The sequence below is a fragment of the Thiobacillus denitrificans DSM 12475 genome (assembly GCF_000376425.1).
GTDB classification, from domain to species: Bacteria; Pseudomonadota; Gammaproteobacteria; order Burkholderiales; family Thiobacillaceae; genus Thiobacillus; species Thiobacillus denitrificans.
The window spans coordinates 146,048-163,370 of record NZ_AQWL01000007.1; the positions used below are offsets into that span (position 1 = coordinate 146,048).

The following is a 17,323-nucleotide window of genomic DNA, read 5'->3' on the forward strand; positions in this document are numbered from 1 at the left end:
GCTGCCGCTGGCTGGCCCCGCTCTTCTCATCGATGAGAAGAGATCCGGTGTCATGGAGAATTTCCGGGCGAACTATCGCTTATTTGTGGCCACCGCATCGCTGCCATGATCGCATGAGTGGACACATTGTCAGAAGCCTGTGGCCCGGCTGCCGGATCTTCGCACCCTGAACGCCAGGATCACGAGGAGAATGCCGAATACGACTGCATAGGTCGCGATCAGCCAGACCAGGGCGAACGCGCCTGTACCCGGCTGAATCATGAGGAAAGCACCGAACACGACCGACGTGAGGCCGCCGAGAATGAGCAGCACTCCCCCTCGATCTCCTTGCGCAGGCGGAGCGCCGCGACGATCTGGAGAACCCCCATGGCGATCGCCCAGGCCGCGATGTAGAACAGCAGAACGAGCGCGGTGATACCGGGCGCCAGCCAGGCTCAACGGCGGTGCTCTTCAGCGTCCGCGGGTGCGCCTTGTTCGCCGCTCCGGATTTCGTTATCCAGGAGCTTGATCTGATCAATGATGCTGACCAGTTTGCGACCATTCCAAGTTAGCGAATACTCCGTCCTGGGCGGTACTTCTGCGTAAACATGCCTGGTCAGCAAACCGTAGGCGGTCAGCTTGCGCAGCCGCTCGGACAGAACCTTGGTTGAAATTCCCTGTACGTGACGCTCCAATGCGCCAGGACGCGAGACGCCCTCGGCGACGGCTCGCAGAACCGAGACCGACCATTTGCAACCCACTACATCCTCGAGTTGCGAATAGGCCGGCTTCGCTGTTGGTGGCATCTTTTTTATTTCCTCCATTTTCCGCAAGTTACACCAAAAAGTGCCCGGGGTACCGATAAGTGCCTTCTAGGCAGCGGCTGGCGTCGTTCCTACCATGCACGTGTGCCAGTGGCACTACGACCATAGGAGAACAGTCATGAAAACCAAAGCCATTTTCTACCATGCGGGCTGCCCCGTCTGCGTTGCCGCCGAAAGGAACGTAGCCAACGCACTTGATCCTGCGAAATACGACGTTGAGATCGTCCATCTCGGTGATGACAAATCGCGCCTGACGGAAGCGGAGGCTGCCGGCGTCAAATCCGTACCCGCCCTCGTGCTGGATGGGGCAGCATTCCATATCAATTTCGGTGCTGGCATCGAGGCATTGAGGTAACCGCCTTGTCGCCCTTCGTGCATGGGCATCCATGACTCACGGTATGCAAATTGTCAGGCCATGACCGGAATGTGCATTTGCCTAGGGCCTGAACCGCTCCGGCAAGTTGTCGGCAGCATGCGAACCTCATCATAGTTCCGCGCGCTTGAGAAGCTGAGCGTTGATCGCCACGACCACGGTGCTTGCCGACATCAGCACCGCGCCTGCGGCAGGCGTGAGCACGATGCCCAGGCCATGAAGCACGCCTGCGGCCAGGGGAATGGCGAAGATGTTGTAGCCCGCAGCCCACCACAGGTTCTGCATCATTTTCCGGTAGGTTACGCGCGACAGTTCGACGATTTTCGGGATGTCGCGCGGGTCGGAGCGCACGAGCACGATGTGTCCGGCTTCCACCGCGACGTCGGTCCCCGCACCGATGGCGATTCCGACATCTGCGGTGGCCAGGGCAGGGGCATCGTTCACGCCGTCGCCCACCATCGCGACCTTCTTTCCCTGGCCCTGCAGTTCGCGCACCTTCGATGCCTTGTCCTCGGGCAGGACCTGGGCGAACACCCGGTCGATCCCCAGTTCTGCGGCGACGCTATCCGCCACCGCCTGCGCATCGCCGGTGAGCATCGCCACTTCGATTCCCCGCTCGTGCAGCGCGCGTATCGCCTCGCGACTCTCCTCGCGGACGGCATCGGCCACCGCGAAAACCGCCAGCGCCTGGCCGTCCCGCAGCAGATAGATGGTCGCCTGCCCGCGACGGGCCGCCGCTTCGGCCGCGGTGCGGAGCATTTCCGGAACCTGCGCGTCTTCTGCCGCCAGGAGCGCGGGACCGCCCATGTGATATTCGTCCCCCTCGATCGAGGCGGCGACGCCTTTCCCCGTCAGCGCCCGGAAGCCGTCCGCCGGGGGCAGGTCGAGTTTCTGTTCTTCCGCCGTGCTGACGATTCCCCGGGCGATGGGATGTTCGGATTCGGACTCCACCCCGGCCGCGATCCGCAGTGCGTCCTGTCTCGACAGGCCTTCGTCCACCGCCATTTCGACCACGCGGAACGCCCCCAGCGTGAGCGTGCCGGTCTTATCGAAAATCACGGTGTCGAGGTTGCGGGCTTCTTCCAGCCCGCGCCGGTCCCGCACCAGCAGACCGTTGCGTGCGCCCAGGGTGGTTGAGATGGCGACGACCAGCGGCACGGCCAGACCGAGGGCATGCGGACAGGCGATGACCAGGACGGTCACCACCCGGACAATCGAGAAATCGAGCGACGCCCCCAGCACTTGCCAGACCACCAGCGTGAGCACCCCGGCAGCAATGGCCACTCCGGTCAGGAGCCGGGCCGCACGATCGGCCAGATGCTGTGCCCTGGATTTGGACGTCTGCGCATCGGCGACGAGCCGCATGATTCCGGAGAGCTTGGTCTTCTCGCCCGTGCCGGTGACCTCGATGCGCAGCGAGCCCTCGCCGTTGATCGTCGCGGCGATGACGCCATCGCCTTCCTGCTTCTTCACCGGCCTGGATTCGCCAGTGATCATGGCCTCGTTGAGGTCGCTCGTGCCTTTCCGGATCACGCCGTCGGCGGGCACGCTCTCGCCGGGGCGGACCAGCACGATGTCGCCCTCGCGCAGCGCGCTGACCGGAACTGTCTCTTCGCCCTGATCGGTGACCCGGGTCGCGGTGTCCGGAAGCAGCTTCGCGAGTTCCTGCAGCGCACCCTGTGCCCGCGAGATCGATCGCATCTCGATCCAGTGTCCCAGCAGCATGATGGTGACCAGGGTGGCTAGCTCCCACCAGATGGGGTCCGCCTCGATCAGGCCGAGCTGGACGATCCACGAGAACACCAGCGCCACCGTGATCGCCAAGGATATCAGGGTCATCATCCCCGGCAGCCGCGCCTTCAACTCGTGCCACGCCCCTTTCAGAAACACCAGGCCGCCGTAGAGAAAGACGGCGGTGGCGAGCACCGGGGAAATCCAGCGCGATCCGGGAAACACGGGGGCGACGTAGCCAAAAAGCATCTGGATGTGCTCTGCCCAGATGACGACCGGAATGGTGAGGATCAGTGAGAGCCAGAACCTGTCGCGGAACATCTCCGGTGTGTGGCCTGCGTGCTGGTCGTGGCCCGCATGGCTGGCGGTTGTTTTCCCGTGCCCTCTATGCGCCTCACGGCCCGCGCTCGGCTCGACTCCGTGGCCGTGAGCGTGGTGGGGGGGCTTGCTCATGATGCTGTCTCCTCGAAAGTGGATAACCGCTCCGTTAGCCTGCGTTGGCGATTTGCGTCGTCGCTGACGGCTACGACGGTCCGGTCAATCCCTGGAAGCGCAGTCATCCGGTTACTAGCCTGGCTTGCTTGAATGGTGTGTTCTACGGTTCAACGAGACGGTTCACCGGGCATCAGCAGACAAGCGACGCGCTCCGATGCAACGGGTGGTTGGGCGGCACTCACCCATCGCTCAAAGCCGGACGTCAGCACGCCGGGTCCCGAAAGCCCACATTCCAGTGGGAGCCATCGCAAAACGGCTTGTTCTTCGACGCGCCACAGCGGCAGAGCGTGTAGTGCTCCTTCGATGCACCCTCGCCGAACCTTACACCCATCAGTTCGATGCTGCCGACGATCACGTACGGGCCATCATCGCTGACCGTAACCATCGGTTCGCGGTCCTGGTCCCGGTTTTCGACATTTTCGATCGAGTAATTCAGCGCGCCGGACGGGCATTTCCTTATCGTTTCGATGATCGCCTCGGCGCTCGCGCCATCCGGATCAATCCAGGGTTCCTGGTGCATCCGGAACACCGACTCAAGACGATCCGTGCAGAATCCAGCATGGGCGCATAGTTGGCGGTTGTCGTGGATCGTAATGCGCTTGCCAATGTAACTGGCACGGTGATTCAGGCGATCATCGGCGATTTTCCGATCCGTGAACCCGTTGGTTCCATGGGTTCCGTCGCAGAATGGCTTGTTCCTGGATCCGCCACAGCGGCAGAGGGCTACCCCTCGAACGGTGGAACACAACTCGCCGTCCGGGCGGCACAAATGGGGTACTGCGGTTGGGGTCGTTTCGTTGAGCAGGTAGTACGGCCCGTTGGGCAGACAGGCGATCCTTGGCGTCTTCCGTTCAGCACTCATCGTTCACCCTTTTCTGACGCGTTGCGTTCCGAAGGTTAGTTCATCTTTTCGGAGGCTGCCTGGTCGGTTGCAATGCCCGACGCGCATCTTGAGGGGCGCCGGCCGGCCGTTGTCTGAGGCTGCGGCTCACCCAGACGTCCCTTGTGCTGTCGGCATGCGGCGTATCCATTTCATGCGGCATGATTTCGGATCTTCCGATGCGGCCATGCATGAAAGACGCCATGCCCGACGGGGCATGGCGGCGGCAATGAACTTGGGATGATGTTCATGTGAATGCCCTGCCATCATGGTTGATGGCAGGGCTAGGGACCAGGATGCACGTACTGGGTGTGCACGTGACCGCTTGGACAAACGCAGGGAAAGTTAGAACGGGATGTGATTCCCCCAGCCCAGGTCGCGAGTATCGAGCTTGACGTGCCGCTTTATCAGGATGGGTTTTTCACTATCAAGCGAGACAGTGTCGTAATATTTTCCAACTGCGAATACCTTGGTTGCGCCCCCGTCCAGATTGGTCCTGAATACCTGCAGGGCAGTCACTACGTTTGCCTGCTTCTGGTCTTTGTCGTAGCTGACTTTATATACGACCGCATTGCGAGTAAGGGGTGCGTGGTCGCTATTGTGCTTGGGTAAAGTATTGAAGAGCTCCTCCATCTCGGCCCTGTTATGGTCCAACCACGTCATGTCCCTCCTGATTTCCGGACTGAAAGCGGTGACCTTGTACTCGAATTGCTTATCGCACAATCCAAGGAACTCCGAGTAGTCGTTCCGATCCAGTGCGGTGCAAGTCTGATAAACCAACTCTTCAACGGTAGCTCTGTCAGTGTTCATGATTTGCTCCTTAAATATCATTTAAAAATAACTGTGTAATTACTGCTGTTCTGCCTGTTCAGCCCGGATACGGCACCCCGTTTTCAATAGTCGCTGGCGTTAGCGTCCAGAATTTTCTGGAGGCCTCTCCTTCGTGAAAACGGCGTGCCGCTTTTCCATGATCGTTTCTCCACATCCAGTTTTCCTGCCCTTCGGATCGGACGCTAAACGTCTATCGTTCCAACAGGCAGGACGTCAGACTGTTTGGGCAACATCTTTCGTTTGGGGCTTGGGCACTGTCGTTTGCTGCTTTGGCGCTGTTGCCTGGTGCATCGGGTCAGAGGAACTGCGGCCCATCCGCTTACTCCACTCCTCAAGATAGTGGCGCATGCCGACCTCGTCGTGGATCGTCAGGTCTTCCTCGCGCGCATGCAGCACATACATGGGATCGCTTCCCTTGGCCATGGCGATACCCTGCCCGGAAGAAGCCAACAGATCTTCGTGCAGGTTACGGCCGAATGGGCTCCAGATCGTGGCCGCGTCCTTCTCGCGCTGCTGGCGTATTTCCGGGGTGTCGCTCTTGAGACCCAGTATGCGGAACTCGAGAATGACATGATCCGGGCCGAGCGGAATATAGGAATCTATCCGTAATACGGAAGTGCGCAGGTTGAACGTGATGCACGGGAAAAGGTCCACCAGCTTCCAGCCATTGGTAGGCAATTTTGGCCAGCCAAGCTTGGAATGGCCGCTGCCAGTGTACGCGTCGTACGAGACATTCATTGAGCCGACCGAAGCGTGGCCGTTGGGGAAGGCCGTGTACTTGCGCTGGAAATACCCCGACTTCGAATCCAGCATGCCGGTAATGCGATTATGGTAGTGCAGGTAGTCGTGATAAAACTCGCTATTGGTGTCGTGGATCAGCTTGAAGTTCGTACGCAGCGTGGCCTGGTAGTACCACAACACTTCCAGCGGTTCCGCCTCCAGCTCCGGCAGCATGTAATCCAGAGACGAGCCGATATGCTCTGAAAGAGGGCCGCAGGAATCGTCGAGGTTGACCCAAACGAAGCCGCCGTAACCCACTTCCGTTCTTACTTCCTTGAGACCAACGTCGCTTTCGCTGACGCGCTCCTGGTACCCGGCTTTCCCACGGGGAATGTCTACACAGTTGCCTTTTGCGTCAAATGCCCATTGGTGAAAAATGCAAACCAGCTTCTTGGCGTTGCCGGAAGGCTCATAAACCAGGAGATTGCCCCGGTGAGTACAGATGTTGTAAAAGGTGCGGATCTTCATGTCCTCTCCCCGCACAATCACAAGTGGAGTGCCGCCCGGGTGTTGATAGGTACGAAAATCATTGGCATTGGCCACTTCGCTTTCGTGGATGGCAAGCATCCAGACTTTCTTGAAAATCTTTTCTTTCTCCTCCTCAAAAATGGCCGGGTCGGAATAAATCATAGGGTCCGCGTAATGTGTCGGCGGAAGGCTGGGTTTTTGTGACCACTGCTGGCTGTTGCGTGACATAGTGTTGTCCTCTTCATGTTGAATGATTCAGGATAAAACCATGCGAATATGGCATGGTATTAATCATAAAGCGAAACGCATGCCAATTCCCTTCACGTCATATGGATAAGGCTAGGCAAACCTTCGGGGCAACAATCGGAGGATGAATACAGCGCACACATGAACCCCATAAATCCGGGGCGGGACAAGCCGCAATGTAAATTCAATTACGTGATTACTTATTGATTTATTTGTAAAATTTATATCTAGCGGCGACTGGCCATTAGATGCTTACGGGTGTCCATGGCACCCGCCGCAAGCGGCGTCCTGAGGGGCGGCTCGAATCGGTTTTGTGTGCAGGTCAGATGCGCAACCGCCGCCGTGAAATACCTGATTCGGATCATAATGTATTTTTTTGATTACAAAATGTCTCGCTTGCGAAGCGGAGAATGCCGTGCCGCAAGCTGCTTGGAAGAAAGCAGTTTGATGAGCAGGAAACCCGTCGCGCTCACATTATGGGCTTCGACCACCGAACGCCTTGCCGCTATCTGTTCGGAACCCTGTGGCAGCCCACGCCGGATTGCCAGCGATCCCGTATCCGTGCCGATGAGGCGCGCAGTGCAGGCGGCGGGGTTGGCCAGGCCGGCGGTGCCACGTACCTGTTGGAGCGCAGGCAGGATATCCGTACGATTCAGGAACTACTGGGAACAAGGATGTGGCGACGACGATGATTTACACCCATGTTCTGAACAAGGGCGGGCCTGGGCGTTGAGCCCGCCGGATATGTGATGACGGACGAGGATTACATGCGCGCCGCACTGGAACTGGCCCGTCATGGCTGGGAGGCGGGCGAGGTGCCGGTGGGGGCCCTGGTGGTGTGCGGTGGCGAGATCGTCGGCCGCGGCTTCAACCAGCCGATTTCGAGCCACGATCCCACGGCGCACGCCGAGGTGATGGCATTGCGCGACGCGGCCGGGCGGCAGGGCAATTACCGGCTGGTGGGCTGCACGCTGTACGTGACGATGGAGCCGTGCGTGATGTGCGCGGGGGCGATTCTGCATGCGCGGGTGGCGCGGGTGGTGTACGGCGCGCGCGAATACAAGACCGGCGCGCACGGCAGTATCGTTGACATCTTTGCCGAGCCGCGCCTCAACTACCATTGTGACATCGCCGGCGGGGTGCTGGCGGACGAATGCTCGGCGATGATCTCGGGGTTTTTCGAGGCACGCCGGCAGCAGAAGAAGGAGGCAGGACAATGAGCGATCTGGTGATCGAGGTGGATATGCGCCTGCAGCAGTTGTACCTGTGGGAGCCCTTTCCGGACGGCGACATGCTGATTCGCCAGTACCCGATCTCCACCGCGGCCAATGGGGCGGGAGAGCAGAGTGGCAGCTATTGCACGCCGCGTGGGCGCCACCGCATCGCCGAGAAGATCGGCGCCGGCGCACCGCTGTGCGCGGCCTTCAAATCTCGCCAGCCGACCGGGGAGATATGGACCCCCGAGCTCGACGCCGCCCATCGCGGGCGCGACTGGATCCTCACCCGAATCCTGTGGCTGGAGGGGCTGGAAGCGGGCAGGAACAAGGGTGGCACGGTCGATACCCATGCCCGTTACATCTACATCCATGGCACTCATGAAGAGCACAGGATCGGCACGCCGGCATCGCATGGCTGCATCCGCATGAAGAATGCGGACGTGGCAGAACTGTTCGATCTGGTGAAGGTTGGCACCGAGGTGCGTATCAGCGCATAGCGCCGACGGCCGGCCAGCAGACACAGCGCGGCCGCAAAGGCCTGCTGGTTGGCTTGACCGGATTTTCAGTAGCGGCGTTGCGTGGTGGCGGGACGCGGCGCGGCGTTGGTGTCTTTGTGGCGGAAATTGATGCGGCCCTTGGTCAGATCGTAGGGCGACATTTCGATGGTGACCTTGTCGCCGGCCAGGATGCGGATGCGGTGCTTGCGCATTTTGCCGGAGGCGTAGGCGGTGATCTCGAAGCCGTTATCCAGGGTGACGCGGAAACGGGTCTGCGGCAGCACTTCGTTGACGACGCCTTCCATTTCTACAAGTTCTTCTTTCGACATAGGTTTTTTTCCTCATGATGGGCCTGCGGCGCGGATTGCCGCGCGCCGGCGAATGGGTGTGCAAAAGATCGCAGTTGGGGGCTGCGGCAACCGCGCCGGGGCGCACGGTGACGATGCCAATGAGGAGAGCCAACAAGGTGCCCGCGAGGGGCAGAGGAGACTGACCAAAAGATCGATTTGAAGAGCAGTATGGGGCTCAAGGCCCGTATTGGCAAGGCTGGCGAGGCATGCGTCTGGCGCTGCCGCGTGCCCAAAACGGCGGAGCGGCAGACAGGAAGCCCCTTTCTAGAGAATGGGCTGCGGCTCGGCCGCGTCGGATTCGATATACAGGGTGCGGGTGGGGAAGGCGATTTCCGCGCCGTGAGACTGGATGATGGCGGCGACTTTCAGCAGCACGTCCTGCTTGACCTCGTGGTAGTGCACCCATTGGACGGTTCTGGTGAAGGTATAGATGAAGAAATCGAGCGACGACACGCCGAACTGGTTGAAATTGACGATCAGGGTGGCATCGGTGTCGATCTCGGGGTGGGCCTGCAGCATGGCTTTCACGTCGGCGACGATGGCGGCCATCTTGTCGAGGTCGGTGTAGCGGATGCCGATGGTTTCCTTGATGCGCCGGTGGGTCATGCGAGTGGGGTTCTCCACCACGATGGTGGTGAACAGGGCATTCGGCACATAGATCGGGTTCTTGTTGAAGGCACGCACGCGGGTGTGGCGCCAGCCGATGTATTCCACCGTGCCTTCGATCTGCTTGTCCGGCGAGCGGATCCATTCGCCCACGGTAAACGGGCGATCCAGATAGATGGTGAGGCCGCCGAAGAAGTTGGCTAGCATGTCCTTGGCGGCAAACCCCACCGCGATCCCGCCGATGCCACCGAAAGCCAGCACGCCGGAAATGCTGAAACCCAGCGTTTGCAGGATGATCAGAACGGCGAGGATGACGACGCTGACCCGGCCCAGCTTGGACAGCGCATCGACCGTGGTGCGGTCGACCGGCTTGCCGGTCTGCGCGCGGCGCGCCAGGATGTTGCGCGCGGCATTGTCAATCAGGCGCCACAGGAACCACGCGAGGGCGGCGATGATCAGTGTGTCGCGGGCAAGCCCGACGAAGTCGGGAATGGGCATGCCGCGTTGCTGGTGCACGATCTGGAGAACGAAGGCCGCGCCTGTCACCCACAGGATCAGCGTCAGCGGTTTGCGGCTGGCCCTGATCAGGGCGTCATCCCAAATGGCCGAGGTGCGCGCGGCGACCTTTTCGATATGACGCAGCAGGTAGTAGGCGCCGATGTTGATGGCGAGGATCGCGGCAATCACCATCAGAACCTGGGGCAGCCAGGAAGCGGCGAGGAATTCAAAACCGGGTTGTTGGGCCAGATCGCTCATGTGGGGAAGGAGGGGTTGCGGTGTCCGGCCGATTCTATTGCAAAGCCGGAAATCGATCTGCCCCGGCTGGTGCTTTGGGTGGCCCGTTTCCTATACTGAATGCCCAAAACCCCAAGGAGTCGAGCCATGAGCCACAGGATCGCATTGCCGGTTGTATTGACGGTTGCCTTGATGGGAGGCTGCGCGGACATGGGCAGCCTGGGAGGACCGAAATATGGCGCGACGGACGGCACCGTGGCAAGCCAGACGGATCGCGACGGCACCGTGGCCAAGCTGGAAAACATCGAGGTGGACGACAAGTACAAGCTGGGGGTGGGGACGGCGGCTGGCGCAGTGGCGGGTGGCATTCTCGGTGCCGGAGTGGGCGACAGCACCACGGCCACGGTGGCGGGGGCGGTCCTGGGCGGCCTGGCCGGAACCTATGCCGAGAGCAAAATCCATAAGGCGGATGCGCAGCGCGTTACGGTCGACATGAAGACCGGCGGGCGCGTGACGATCGTGCAGCCGATGGATGGGCGCCTGCGTGACGGCATGAGTGTGCGCGTCGAAGGCAGCGGCGAGAATGCCCGCGTGGTGCCACGCTGAAGTGGCGCAGCTATTCGCTGGGCGTATGCCGCCAAACGTCAAGGCGCGGAATGCCGCTGTGTTCGATAGCCATATCATAATGAAAATCTTGGTTATTACGCGGTTTTCGCAGCCGTTTGTACTATCCGTCGCGAGCCTTATTAGCGGTATCCGTGTCGGCACCTGGTAGCTAGGATGCCCGGTCCGAAAATAGCTATCCGCATGCCTTATGGCCCGTAGTGCCGTCCCCCTTACCGATAGCCGTATCCGTCAGATCAAGGCACCCGACAAGCCGACCAAGCTGGCCGACGGCGGCGGCATGTATTTGCTGTTGCGGCCGGATGGTTCACGTTACTGGCGGCTGGATTACCGCTTCGATGGCAAGCGCAAGACACTGGCGCTGGGTGTGTATCCGGAGGTTTTGCTCGGCGAGGCGAGAAGGCGCCGCCGTGCGACGAAGGCGCTGCTGGCGGCCGGACAGGATCCCGGCGCAGTGAGAAAGGCGGACAAGGCGAATAAACGGGAGCCCGCCACGGATGAACAGGCCTATGCCCTGGCCATGCTCGGCGAGGGGATGTGGGACTGGGATCTGCATAGTGGTCTGGTCAGGCATAACGCGCAGTGGGCGCGACTGATGGGGCTGGACGAACGGCAGCAGGAGCATGGCTGGAAGCAGGCCGCAGCAGCACTGCATGAGCAGGACCGGGAGGCGGCGATGACGGCGCTACAGAACTGCATCGAGGGCACGGCCGCCTTCGAATGCGAGCACCGTATCCGCCATGCCGGCGGCGCCACGATCTGGGTGCGGAACCGCGGCGAGGTCATGCAGCGCGATGCCGACGGCAAGCCCCTGCGCATGGTGGGCAGTCTGCGTGAGGTGACTGAACAGCGGCGCGAGGCGCGGGTCATGCGCTCCCACAATCTGCTGCTGCAGACCATCGCAGCGGTCAATGAAATGCTGATGCAGGAGCTGCCGGAACAGGAGCTAATGGCATGCATCTGCCAGGAGCTGGTGCGCGACAATCTGTTCCGCATGGCCTGGATCGGCCTGGTCGACGAGGACGGCATGACGGTGCGCCCCGTGGCGGAGGCCGGCATTGCCCGCGGCTATCTGGCCCAGGCGGCTATCCGCTGCGACGACTCGCCGCAGGGGCAGGGTCCCACCGGCACTGCCATTCGTTCGGGCATCACGGTGATCAACGACGATACCGAGACCAATTGGCAGTTCGCGCCGTGGCGGGAGCGGGCACGTGCCCAGGGCTATCGCTCGTCGGCGGCGACGCCGTTGCGGATGCAGGGGCGTGTGATCGGCGCGCTCAATGTCTACAGCAATGAAGCGCACGCGTTCGGGCCTGAAAAGCGGATGTTGCTGGAAAAGCTGGCCACCGATCTCGGCGTGGCCATGGGGAATCGCGCGGCACTGGCCGCGCTGCGCGAGAGCGAGGAACGCTTTCGGTTGATTTCCAGTGTCGCCACCGATCTGCTGTATTCCAGCCTGCAGACGGGAACGGGGTTTTATGCCATCGACTGGGCAACGGCCTCGGCGGACCGCATCTTCGGCTATACGCTGGATGAGATCCTGGAGCAGGGCTGCTGGCGCAGCTACGTGCATCCGGACGACCTGCCCGAATTCGACCGTAACATCACCTACCTGGAACCGGGGCAGCGCAGCGAATGCGAGCTGCGCATCCTCGCCCGCGATGGCGCCATCCACTATATCCGGGCCTATTCCATGGAGGTGAAGTCGGATGACGGACAGCACCGACTGTATGGCGCCTGCCAGGACATTACCGAGCGCAGGCAGGCGGAAGCGCGCATCGAGTTCCTTGCCCATCACGATATCCTGACCGGCCTGCCCAACCGCGTGCTGTTGCGCGACCGCTTCGAACAGGCGCTGGCGGTAGCGCAGCGGGCCCGGTCGCATATGGCCGTGCTGTTTCTCGATCTGGACAACTTCAAGGTGGTGAACGACAGCCTGGGACATGCCGCCGGCGATGAACTGCTGCTGACCGCGGTCTCGCGTCTGTCCCGCTGCGTGCGCGACAGCGATACCATCAGCCGTCAGGGCGGCGACGAATTCGTTCTGCTGCTGAATGACATTCCGGATATAGACAGGGTGAAACAGATTGCCGCCGATATCCTCAGCCATCTGGCCGAACCGCTGGAGATCAACGGCCACGTGCTGAACGCATCCTGCAGTATCGGCGTCGCGATTTATCCCGAGGACGGCAGCGATTTCGACAACCTGCTGCAGAAGGCCGATACCGCCATGTACAACGCCAAGGATGCCGGCCGCAACAGCTATCGCTTCTTCGACGAGCAGATGAACCAGCAGGCCCAGGAGCATTTGATATTGCAGCACCGGCTGCACCAGGCGCTCTACCGTGCGGAACTCCAGGTGCATTATCAGCCGCAGCTGGAAATCGGCAGCGGCAAGGTGACCGGAGTGGAGGCGTTGCTGCGCTGGCAGAATCCGGAGCTGGGCGAGGTGGCGCCGAGCCGTTTCATTCCGGTGGCGGAACGCTGCGGCCTTATCGTGCCCATCGGCGCCTGGGTGCTGGAGCAGGCTTGCCACCAGGCCCAGGCATGGCGCCAGGCCGGATTGGCCGACGTCACCGTGTCGGTCAACTTGTCCGCCATGCAGTTCCACCGTTTCAGCCTGGTCGAAATGGTCGCAGGCACGCTGGGCAGAAGCGGGCTGCCGCCGCATTTTCTGGAACTGGAACTAACCGAGTCCATCCTGCTGCAGGATGTGGAGAGCACCCTGGATACGGTGCGGCAACTGAAACGCCTGGGTGTACGCTTGTCCATCGACGATTTCGGTACCGGCTATTCGTCGCTCAGCTATCTCAAGCGTTTCGCCGTCGATCGGCTGAAGATCGACCAGTCCTTCATGCACGACGTCAATACCGACCCGGACAATGCCGCCATTGTCCGTGCGGTCATCCAGCTGGCCCGCAGCCTGCGCCTGGACATCATCGCCGAGGGAGTGGAAACGCCGGCGCAACTGGCTTTTCTGCGCAAGGAAGGATGCCGGGAAGCGCAGGGCTACCTGTTCAGCCGGCCGCTGTCAGCGGCCGCCATGGAGACCTTTTTGCGTGAACGCATCGCGACGGCTGACGAGGCGAACCGGCTTGCGCTGTAATCCCGATTCGCCTCCTGGCGTCTCTCGCACTATGCTGGAAGGCGTTGGTTGCCATTGCAGATAACAGCCATGAGTCACAAGCGCGAGATTTTATTGCGATCCATTTTTGAAGGGCCGGTCAGCGGCAATATCCACTGGCGCGAGGTGGAGTCGATGCTGACGCACCTGGGCGCCAGGGTGGAGCCGCACCACGGCGCGAGCTTTCGTGTGGTGTTGAACGGCGTGGAGGGGTTCATCCACCGTCCACACAACAGCACCACCTGTACCAAACAGGAACTGCGCCATGTACGCGATTATCTGGTGTCGGCGGGCGTAAGCCTGCCGCAGGATGATCGAGCCGGAGAGCATTAATCGGCCGCAATTCGAAAGCCGGCTGTCGTGCCGGGGAAGGCGGCGTGCTTTCCCTGCTGTGGGTAATCCGATTGATTGAGAAGTTTGCATAAGTGCTTTTTGTTCCTATAGTTTTTCTATGCATGCAGACGCATGGAAAACGGGAGGGACGAAATGCAAGTGACTCGAAGACAGTTCTTCAGAATCTGTGCGGCGGGGGTGGGTAGTTCCAGCCTGGCGGCGCTGGGTTTCGCACCCGGCGAGGCGTTGGCGGAAGTGCGCACATTCAAGCTCGCCCAGGCCACGGAAACCCGCAACACTTGCCCCTACTGCTCGGTGGGCTGCGGTCTGCTGATGTACAGCCTGGGCGACAAGTCCAAGAACACCGAGACTGCGATCTTCCATATCGAAGGCGATCCCGACCATCCGGTCAACCGCGGCACGCTTTGTCCCAAGGGCGCCGCCCTGGTGGATTTCGTGCGCAGCCCCAACCGTCTGAAGCACCCCGAATACCGCGCGCCAGGCAGCAAGGAATGGAAGCGTATTTCCTGGGACGATGCCTTCGACCGCATTGCCCGCTTGCTGAAGGACGACCGCGACAAGAATTTCATCGCCACCAACGACAAGGGCGAAACGGTCAATCGCTGGCTCACCACCGGCGTCCTTGCCGCTTCCGCCGCCAGCAACGAAACCGGCTACGTGACGCACAAGGTCGTGCGTAGCATGGGGATACTCGGATTCGACAACCAGGCACGTGTCTGACACGGCCCGACGGTGGCAAGTCTTGCCCCGACGTTTGGCCGTGGAGCGATGACCAACCATTGGGTTGACATCAAGAATACGGACCTGGTCCTGATCATGGGCGGCAATGCCGCCGAGGCACACCCGTGCGGCTTCAAGTGGGTGACCGAGGCGAAAGCGCACCGCAAGGCGCGCCTGGTCGTGGTCGACCCGCGCTTCACCCGCTCGGCAGCGGTGTCTGATTACTACGCGCCGATCCGCGCCGGCTCGGATATCGCCTTTCTTGGCGGCGTCATCAACTACCTGCTGACGCACGACAAGATCCATCACGAATACGTGAAGAACTACACCGACTCCAGCTTCCTGGTGAAGGACGAGTTCTCCTTCGAGAACGGCCTGTTTTCCGGCTACGACCCGGAGAAGCGCAGTTACGACAGGTCGTCCTGGGGCTACCAGATCGGCGAGGACGGCTACGCCAGGGTCGACCCAACGCTGCAGCATCCACGATGTGTCTTCCAGTTGATGAAGGCGCACTACAGCCGCTACACGCCCGAGATGGTTTCCACCGTTTGCGGCACCCCGCAGGCGGCTTTTCTCAAGGTGTGCGAGACGATCGCGGAGACTTCGGCGGCCGACAAGACCATGACCATCATGTACGCGCTGGGCTGGACCCAGCACTCGGTCGGATCGCAGATGATCCGTACCGGTGCGATGGTTCAGTTGCTGCTGGGCAACATCGGCGCGCCCGGCGGCGGCATGAACGCGCTGCGCGGCCACTCCAACATCCAGGGTCTGACCGACCTGGGGCTGCTGTCCGATCTGCTGCCGGGGTACCTGACGCTGCCGCGCGATGCGGAGCAGAACTTCGGGGCCTACATCGACAAGCGCGCCTCCAAGCCGTTGCGTCCGGGGCAGCTGAGTTACTGGCAGAACTACAACAAGTTCCACGTCAGCCTCATGAAAGCCTGGTTTGGCGACGCCGCCAGCGCGGAGAACAACTGGTGCTACGACTGGCTGCCCAAGATGGACAAGGGCTACGACCTGCTGCAGGTATTCGAGGACATGGGCCAGGGCAAGGTCAACGGCTACGTCTGCCAGGGTTTCAACCCGCTGGGCTCGGCACCATGCAAGGTCAAGGTGTCGAATTCGCTGTCCAAACTGAAGTTCCTCGTCATCGTCGATCCGTTGGCGACCGAGACCTCGGAATTCTGGCAGAACCACGGCGAATACAACGACGTCGACCCGACCAAGATCCAGACCGAGGTGTTCCGCCTGCCGTCGACCTGCTTCGCCGAAGAGGATGGCAGCCTGATCAACTCCGGACGCTGGATGCAATGGCACTGGAAAGGCGCCGAGCCACCCGGCGACGCCAAGGGCGACCAGGAAATCATGGCTGGCATCTTCCTCAGGATCCGTGCGCTGTATCAGAAAGAGGGCGGGGCCTTCCCAGACCCCATCCTCAACCTGACGTGGAAACACAAGGTGCCGTCGTCCCCTGCGCCCGAAGAACTGGCGCGGGAATTTTCCGGCAAGGCGCTGAAGGACGTGACCGATCCGAAGGATCCGACCAGGGTGCTGGTCAAGGCGGGCGAGCAGCTGAACGGCTTCGGTGAACTGCGCGACGATGGCTCGACCTCCTGCGGCTGCTGGATTTTTTCCGGCGCCTGGAGCGAGAAGGGCAACCTGATGGCGCGGCGCGACAACGCCGATCCCTTCGGCATCGGCCAGACCCTGAACTGGGCCTTCGCCTGGCCGGCCAACCGGCGCATCCTGTACAACCGTGCCTCCTGCGACCCAAGCGGCAAACCGTACGATCCGGCGCGCAAGCTGATAGCCTGGGATGCCGGGGCGGGCAAGTGGACGGGGGCCGACGTGCCGGACTTCGTGGCCGACTCGGCGCCCGAAAACGGGATGAACCCTTTCATCATGAACCCGGAAGGGGTGGCGCGCTTCTTCGCGGTGGACAAGATGGCGGAAGGCCCCTTCCCCGAGCACTACGAACCGTTCGAGACCCCGCTGGCAGCCAATCCGCTGTCGCCCGGCAACCCGATGGTGCGTTCTTCACCGGCGGCGCGGGTGTTCAAGGACGACTGGGCGACGTTCGGCAAGGCCGACAAGTTTCCGTTCGTCGCCACCACCTACCGGCTCACCGAGCACTTCCACTTCTGGACCAAGCATGCCCGCCTGAATGCCATCACCCAGCCCGAGCAGTTTGTCGAGATCGGCGAGGAACTGGCGAAGGCGAAGGGCATCAAGGCCGGCGACCATGTGCGGGTGAAATCGAACCGCGGCCATATCGTCGCGGTCGCGGTGGTGACCAAGCGCATCATGAGCCTGAACGTAAACGGCAAGCGGACCCATACGGTGGGCATTCCCCTTCACTGGGGCTTCATGGGCCTGGCGAAGAATGGCTATCTCACCAATACCCTGACCCCCTTCGTGGGCGACGGCAACACCCAGACGCCCGAGTTCAAGGCGTTCCTGGTCGACGTCGAAAAAGTGTAGGAGGC

Annotated in this window: 17 protein-coding genes and 1 pseudogene; 9 read left to right on the forward strand and 9 right to left on the reverse strand. The window is 61.3% G+C overall.

The window, feature by feature from the left end; translation table 11 throughout:
- Window positions 1-129: 129 nt before the first annotated feature.
- Genes B059_RS19940 through B059_RS0112655 form a run of 3 tightly spaced genes read right to left on the reverse strand, consistent with a single transcriptional unit; the run spans window position 130 to window position 803 of the window.
- Complete coding sequence (locus B059_RS19940; protein ID WP_018078626.1) at window positions 130-312, reverse strand: DUF308 domain-containing protein; 183 nt, start codon at window positions 310-312, stop codon at window positions 130-132.
- Window positions 258-428: a DUF308 domain-containing protein gene (locus B059_RS21765; protein ID WP_211206912.1), complete on the reverse strand. Its 171-nt coding sequence runs from the start codon at window positions 426-428 to the stop codon at window positions 258-260. The genes B059_RS19940 and B059_RS21765 overlap by 55 nt, the downstream gene beginning before the upstream one ends.
- A 6-nt stretch (window positions 429-434) precedes the next feature.
- Window positions 435-803, reverse strand: coding sequence for a winged helix-turn-helix transcriptional regulator (locus B059_RS0112655; RefSeq protein ID WP_018078627.1), 369 nt, complete (start codon window positions 801-803; stop codon window positions 435-437).
- A 118-nt stretch (window positions 804-921) separates the two neighbouring features.
- Here B059_RS0112655 and B059_RS0112660 point away from each other — a divergent pair, with 118 nt between their 5' ends.
- Complete coding sequence (locus B059_RS0112660; RefSeq protein WP_018078628.1) at window positions 922-1,158, forward strand: thioredoxin family protein; 237 nt, start codon at window positions 922-924, stop codon at window positions 1,156-1,158.
- Window positions 1,159-1,287: 129 nt separating this feature from the next.
- Here the strand turns inward: B059_RS0112660 and B059_RS0112665 are convergent, their stop codons facing one another.
- From B059_RS0112665 to B059_RS0112680, 4 genes are all read right to left on the reverse strand, one after another.
- The gene (locus B059_RS0112665) at window positions 1,288-3,360 is read right to left on the reverse strand and encodes a heavy metal translocating P-type ATPase (RefSeq protein ID WP_169333081.1); all 2,073 of its coding nucleotides are present in this window, start codon (window positions 3,358-3,360) and stop codon (window positions 1,288-1,290) included.
- 244 nt (window positions 3,361-3,604) lie between these two features.
- Window positions 3,605-4,264: a CDGSH iron-sulfur domain-containing protein gene (locus tag B059_RS20370; RefSeq protein ID WP_081601624.1), complete on the reverse strand. Its 660-nt coding sequence runs from the start codon at window positions 4,262-4,264 to the stop codon at window positions 3,605-3,607.
- Window positions 4,265-4,627: 363 nt separating this feature from the next.
- Window positions 4,628-5,092, reverse strand: coding sequence for an aromatic-ring-hydroxylating dioxygenase subunit beta (locus tag B059_RS0112675; RefSeq protein ID WP_026177513.1), 465 nt, complete (start codon window positions 5,090-5,092; stop codon window positions 4,628-4,630).
- 234 nt (window positions 5,093-5,326) lie between these two features.
- Window positions 5,327-6,523 (reverse strand): aromatic ring-hydroxylating oxygenase subunit alpha, encoded by a 1,197-nt coding sequence (locus tag B059_RS0112680; RefSeq protein WP_245538793.1) that lies wholly within the window; start codon window positions 6,521-6,523, stop codon window positions 5,327-5,329.
- Between the two features lie 695 nt (window positions 6,524-7,218).
- Here B059_RS0112680 and B059_RS21475 point away from each other — a divergent pair.
- The 3 genes and pseudogenes from B059_RS21475 to B059_RS0112690 all read left to right on the forward strand — a co-directional run.
- Window positions 7,219-7,340 (forward strand): annotated as a pseudogene (locus B059_RS21475) (tyrosine-type recombinase/integrase); the annotation flags it as partial.
- Window positions 7,341-7,356: 16 nt separating this feature from the next.
- Window positions 7,357-7,827, forward strand: a complete 471-nt coding sequence (gene tadA, locus B059_RS0112685; RefSeq protein WP_018078633.1) for a tRNA adenosine(34) deaminase TadA — start codon at window positions 7,357-7,359, stop codon at window positions 7,825-7,827.
- Window positions 7,824-8,321, forward strand: coding sequence for a L,D-transpeptidase (locus tag B059_RS0112690; RefSeq protein WP_018078634.1), 498 nt, complete (start codon window positions 7,824-7,826; stop codon window positions 8,319-8,321). The genes tadA and B059_RS0112690 overlap by 4 nt, the downstream gene beginning before the upstream one ends.
- 65 nt (window positions 8,322-8,386) lie before the next feature.
- Here B059_RS0112690 and infA read toward each other — a convergent pair whose 3' ends face one another.
- Together infA and B059_RS0112700 are read right to left on the reverse strand one after the other, a co-directional pair.
- Window positions 8,387-8,650, reverse strand: coding sequence for a translation initiation factor IF-1 (gene infA / locus B059_RS0112695; protein ID WP_018078635.1), 264 nt, complete (start codon window positions 8,648-8,650; stop codon window positions 8,387-8,389).
- A 285-nt stretch (window positions 8,651-8,935) separates the two neighbouring features.
- On the reverse strand, window positions 8,936-10,033 hold the full coding sequence (locus tag B059_RS0112700; RefSeq protein ID WP_018078636.1) for a mechanosensitive ion channel family protein: 1,098 nt from the start codon (window positions 10,031-10,033) through the stop codon (window positions 8,936-8,938).
- Window positions 10,034-10,159: 126 nt separating this feature from the next.
- Between B059_RS0112700 and B059_RS0112705 the strand changes: the two genes are divergently transcribed.
- The 5 genes from B059_RS0112705 to fdnG all read left to right on the forward strand — a co-directional run bounded on the left by B059_RS0112705 (window position 10,160) and on the right by fdnG (window position 17,318).
- The gene (locus B059_RS0112705) at window positions 10,160-10,618 is read left to right on the forward strand and encodes a glycine zipper 2TM domain-containing protein (RefSeq protein ID WP_018078637.1); all 459 of its coding nucleotides are present in this window, start codon (window positions 10,160-10,162) and stop codon (window positions 10,616-10,618) included.
- A 208-nt stretch (window positions 10,619-10,826) separates the two neighbouring features.
- Entirely contained in the window at window positions 10,827-13,742 is a 2,916-nt protein-coding gene (locus B059_RS0112715; RefSeq protein WP_018078639.1) for an EAL domain-containing protein, read from the forward strand.
- 69 nt (window positions 13,743-13,811) lie between these two features.
- On the forward strand, window positions 13,812-14,093 hold the full coding sequence (locus B059_RS0112720) for a hypothetical protein (RefSeq protein WP_018078640.1): 282 nt from the start codon (window positions 13,812-13,814) through the stop codon (window positions 14,091-14,093).
- A 153-nt stretch (window positions 14,094-14,246) separates the two neighbouring features.
- Complete coding sequence (locus B059_RS21820) at window positions 14,247-14,834, forward strand: molybdopterin-binding domain-containing protein (protein WP_026177515.1); 588 nt, start codon at window positions 14,247-14,249, stop codon at window positions 14,832-14,834.
- 12 nt (window positions 14,835-14,846) lie between these two features.
- Window positions 14,847-17,318 carry a formate dehydrogenase-N subunit alpha gene (gene fdnG, locus B059_RS0112730; protein WP_211206910.1) on the forward strand — a complete coding sequence of 824 codons (2,472 nt, stop codon included), beginning with the start codon at window positions 14,847-14,849 and terminating at the stop codon, window positions 17,316-17,318.
- Window positions 17,319-17,323 lie beyond the last annotated feature (5 nt).

What these genes read in the sequence shown, in the direction of transcription:
- B059_RS0112660 (WP_018078628.1), top strand. Translation starts at nt 922, where the DNA reads ATGAAAACCAAAGCCATTTTCTACCATGCGGGCTGCCCCGTCTGCGTT.
- B059_RS0112665 (WP_169333081.1), bottom strand. Translation starts at nt 3,360, where the DNA reads ATGAGCAAGCCCCCCCACCACGCTCACGGCCACGGAGTCGAGCCGAGC.
- B059_RS0112705 (WP_018078637.1), top strand. Translation starts at nt 10,160, where the DNA reads ATGAGCCACAGGATCGCATTGCCGGTTGTATTGACGGTTGCCTTGATG.
- B059_RS0112715 (WP_018078639.1), top strand. Translation starts at nt 10,827, where the DNA reads ATGGCCCGTAGTGCCGTCCCCCTTACCGATAGCCGTATCCGTCAGATC.
- infA (WP_018078635.1), bottom strand. Translation starts at nt 8,650, where the DNA reads ATGTCGAAAGAAGAACTTGTAGAAATGGAAGGCGTCGTCAACGAAGTG.
- B059_RS0112720 (WP_018078640.1), top strand. Translation starts at nt 13,812, where the DNA reads ATGAGTCACAAGCGCGAGATTTTATTGCGATCCATTTTTGAAGGGCCG.
- B059_RS0112700 (WP_018078636.1), bottom strand. Translation starts at nt 10,033, where the DNA reads ATGAGCGATCTGGCCCAACAACCCGGTTTTGAATTCCTCGCCGCTTCC.
- B059_RS0112655 (WP_018078627.1), bottom strand. Translation starts at nt 803, where the DNA reads ATGGAGGAAATAAAAAAGATGCCACCAACAGCGAAGCCGGCCTATTCG.
- B059_RS0112680 (WP_245538793.1), bottom strand. Translation starts at nt 6,523, where the DNA reads ATGATTTATTCCGACCCGGCCATTTTTGAGGAGGAGAAAGAAAAGATT.
- tadA (WP_018078633.1), top strand. Translation starts at nt 7,357, where the DNA reads ATGACGGACGAGGATTACATGCGCGCCGCACTGGAACTGGCCCGTCAT.
- B059_RS0112690 (WP_018078634.1), top strand. Translation starts at nt 7,824, where the DNA reads ATGAGCGATCTGGTGATCGAGGTGGATATGCGCCTGCAGCAGTTGTAC.
- B059_RS0112675 (WP_026177513.1), bottom strand. Translation starts at nt 5,092, where the DNA reads ATGAACACTGACAGAGCTACCGTTGAAGAGTTGGTTTATCAGACTTGC.
- B059_RS20370 (WP_081601624.1), bottom strand. Translation starts at nt 4,264, where the DNA reads ATGAGTGCTGAACGGAAGACGCCAAGGATCGCCTGTCTGCCCAACGGG.
- B059_RS21820 (WP_026177515.1), top strand. Translation starts at nt 14,247, where the DNA reads ATGCAAGTGACTCGAAGACAGTTCTTCAGAATCTGTGCGGCGGGGGTG.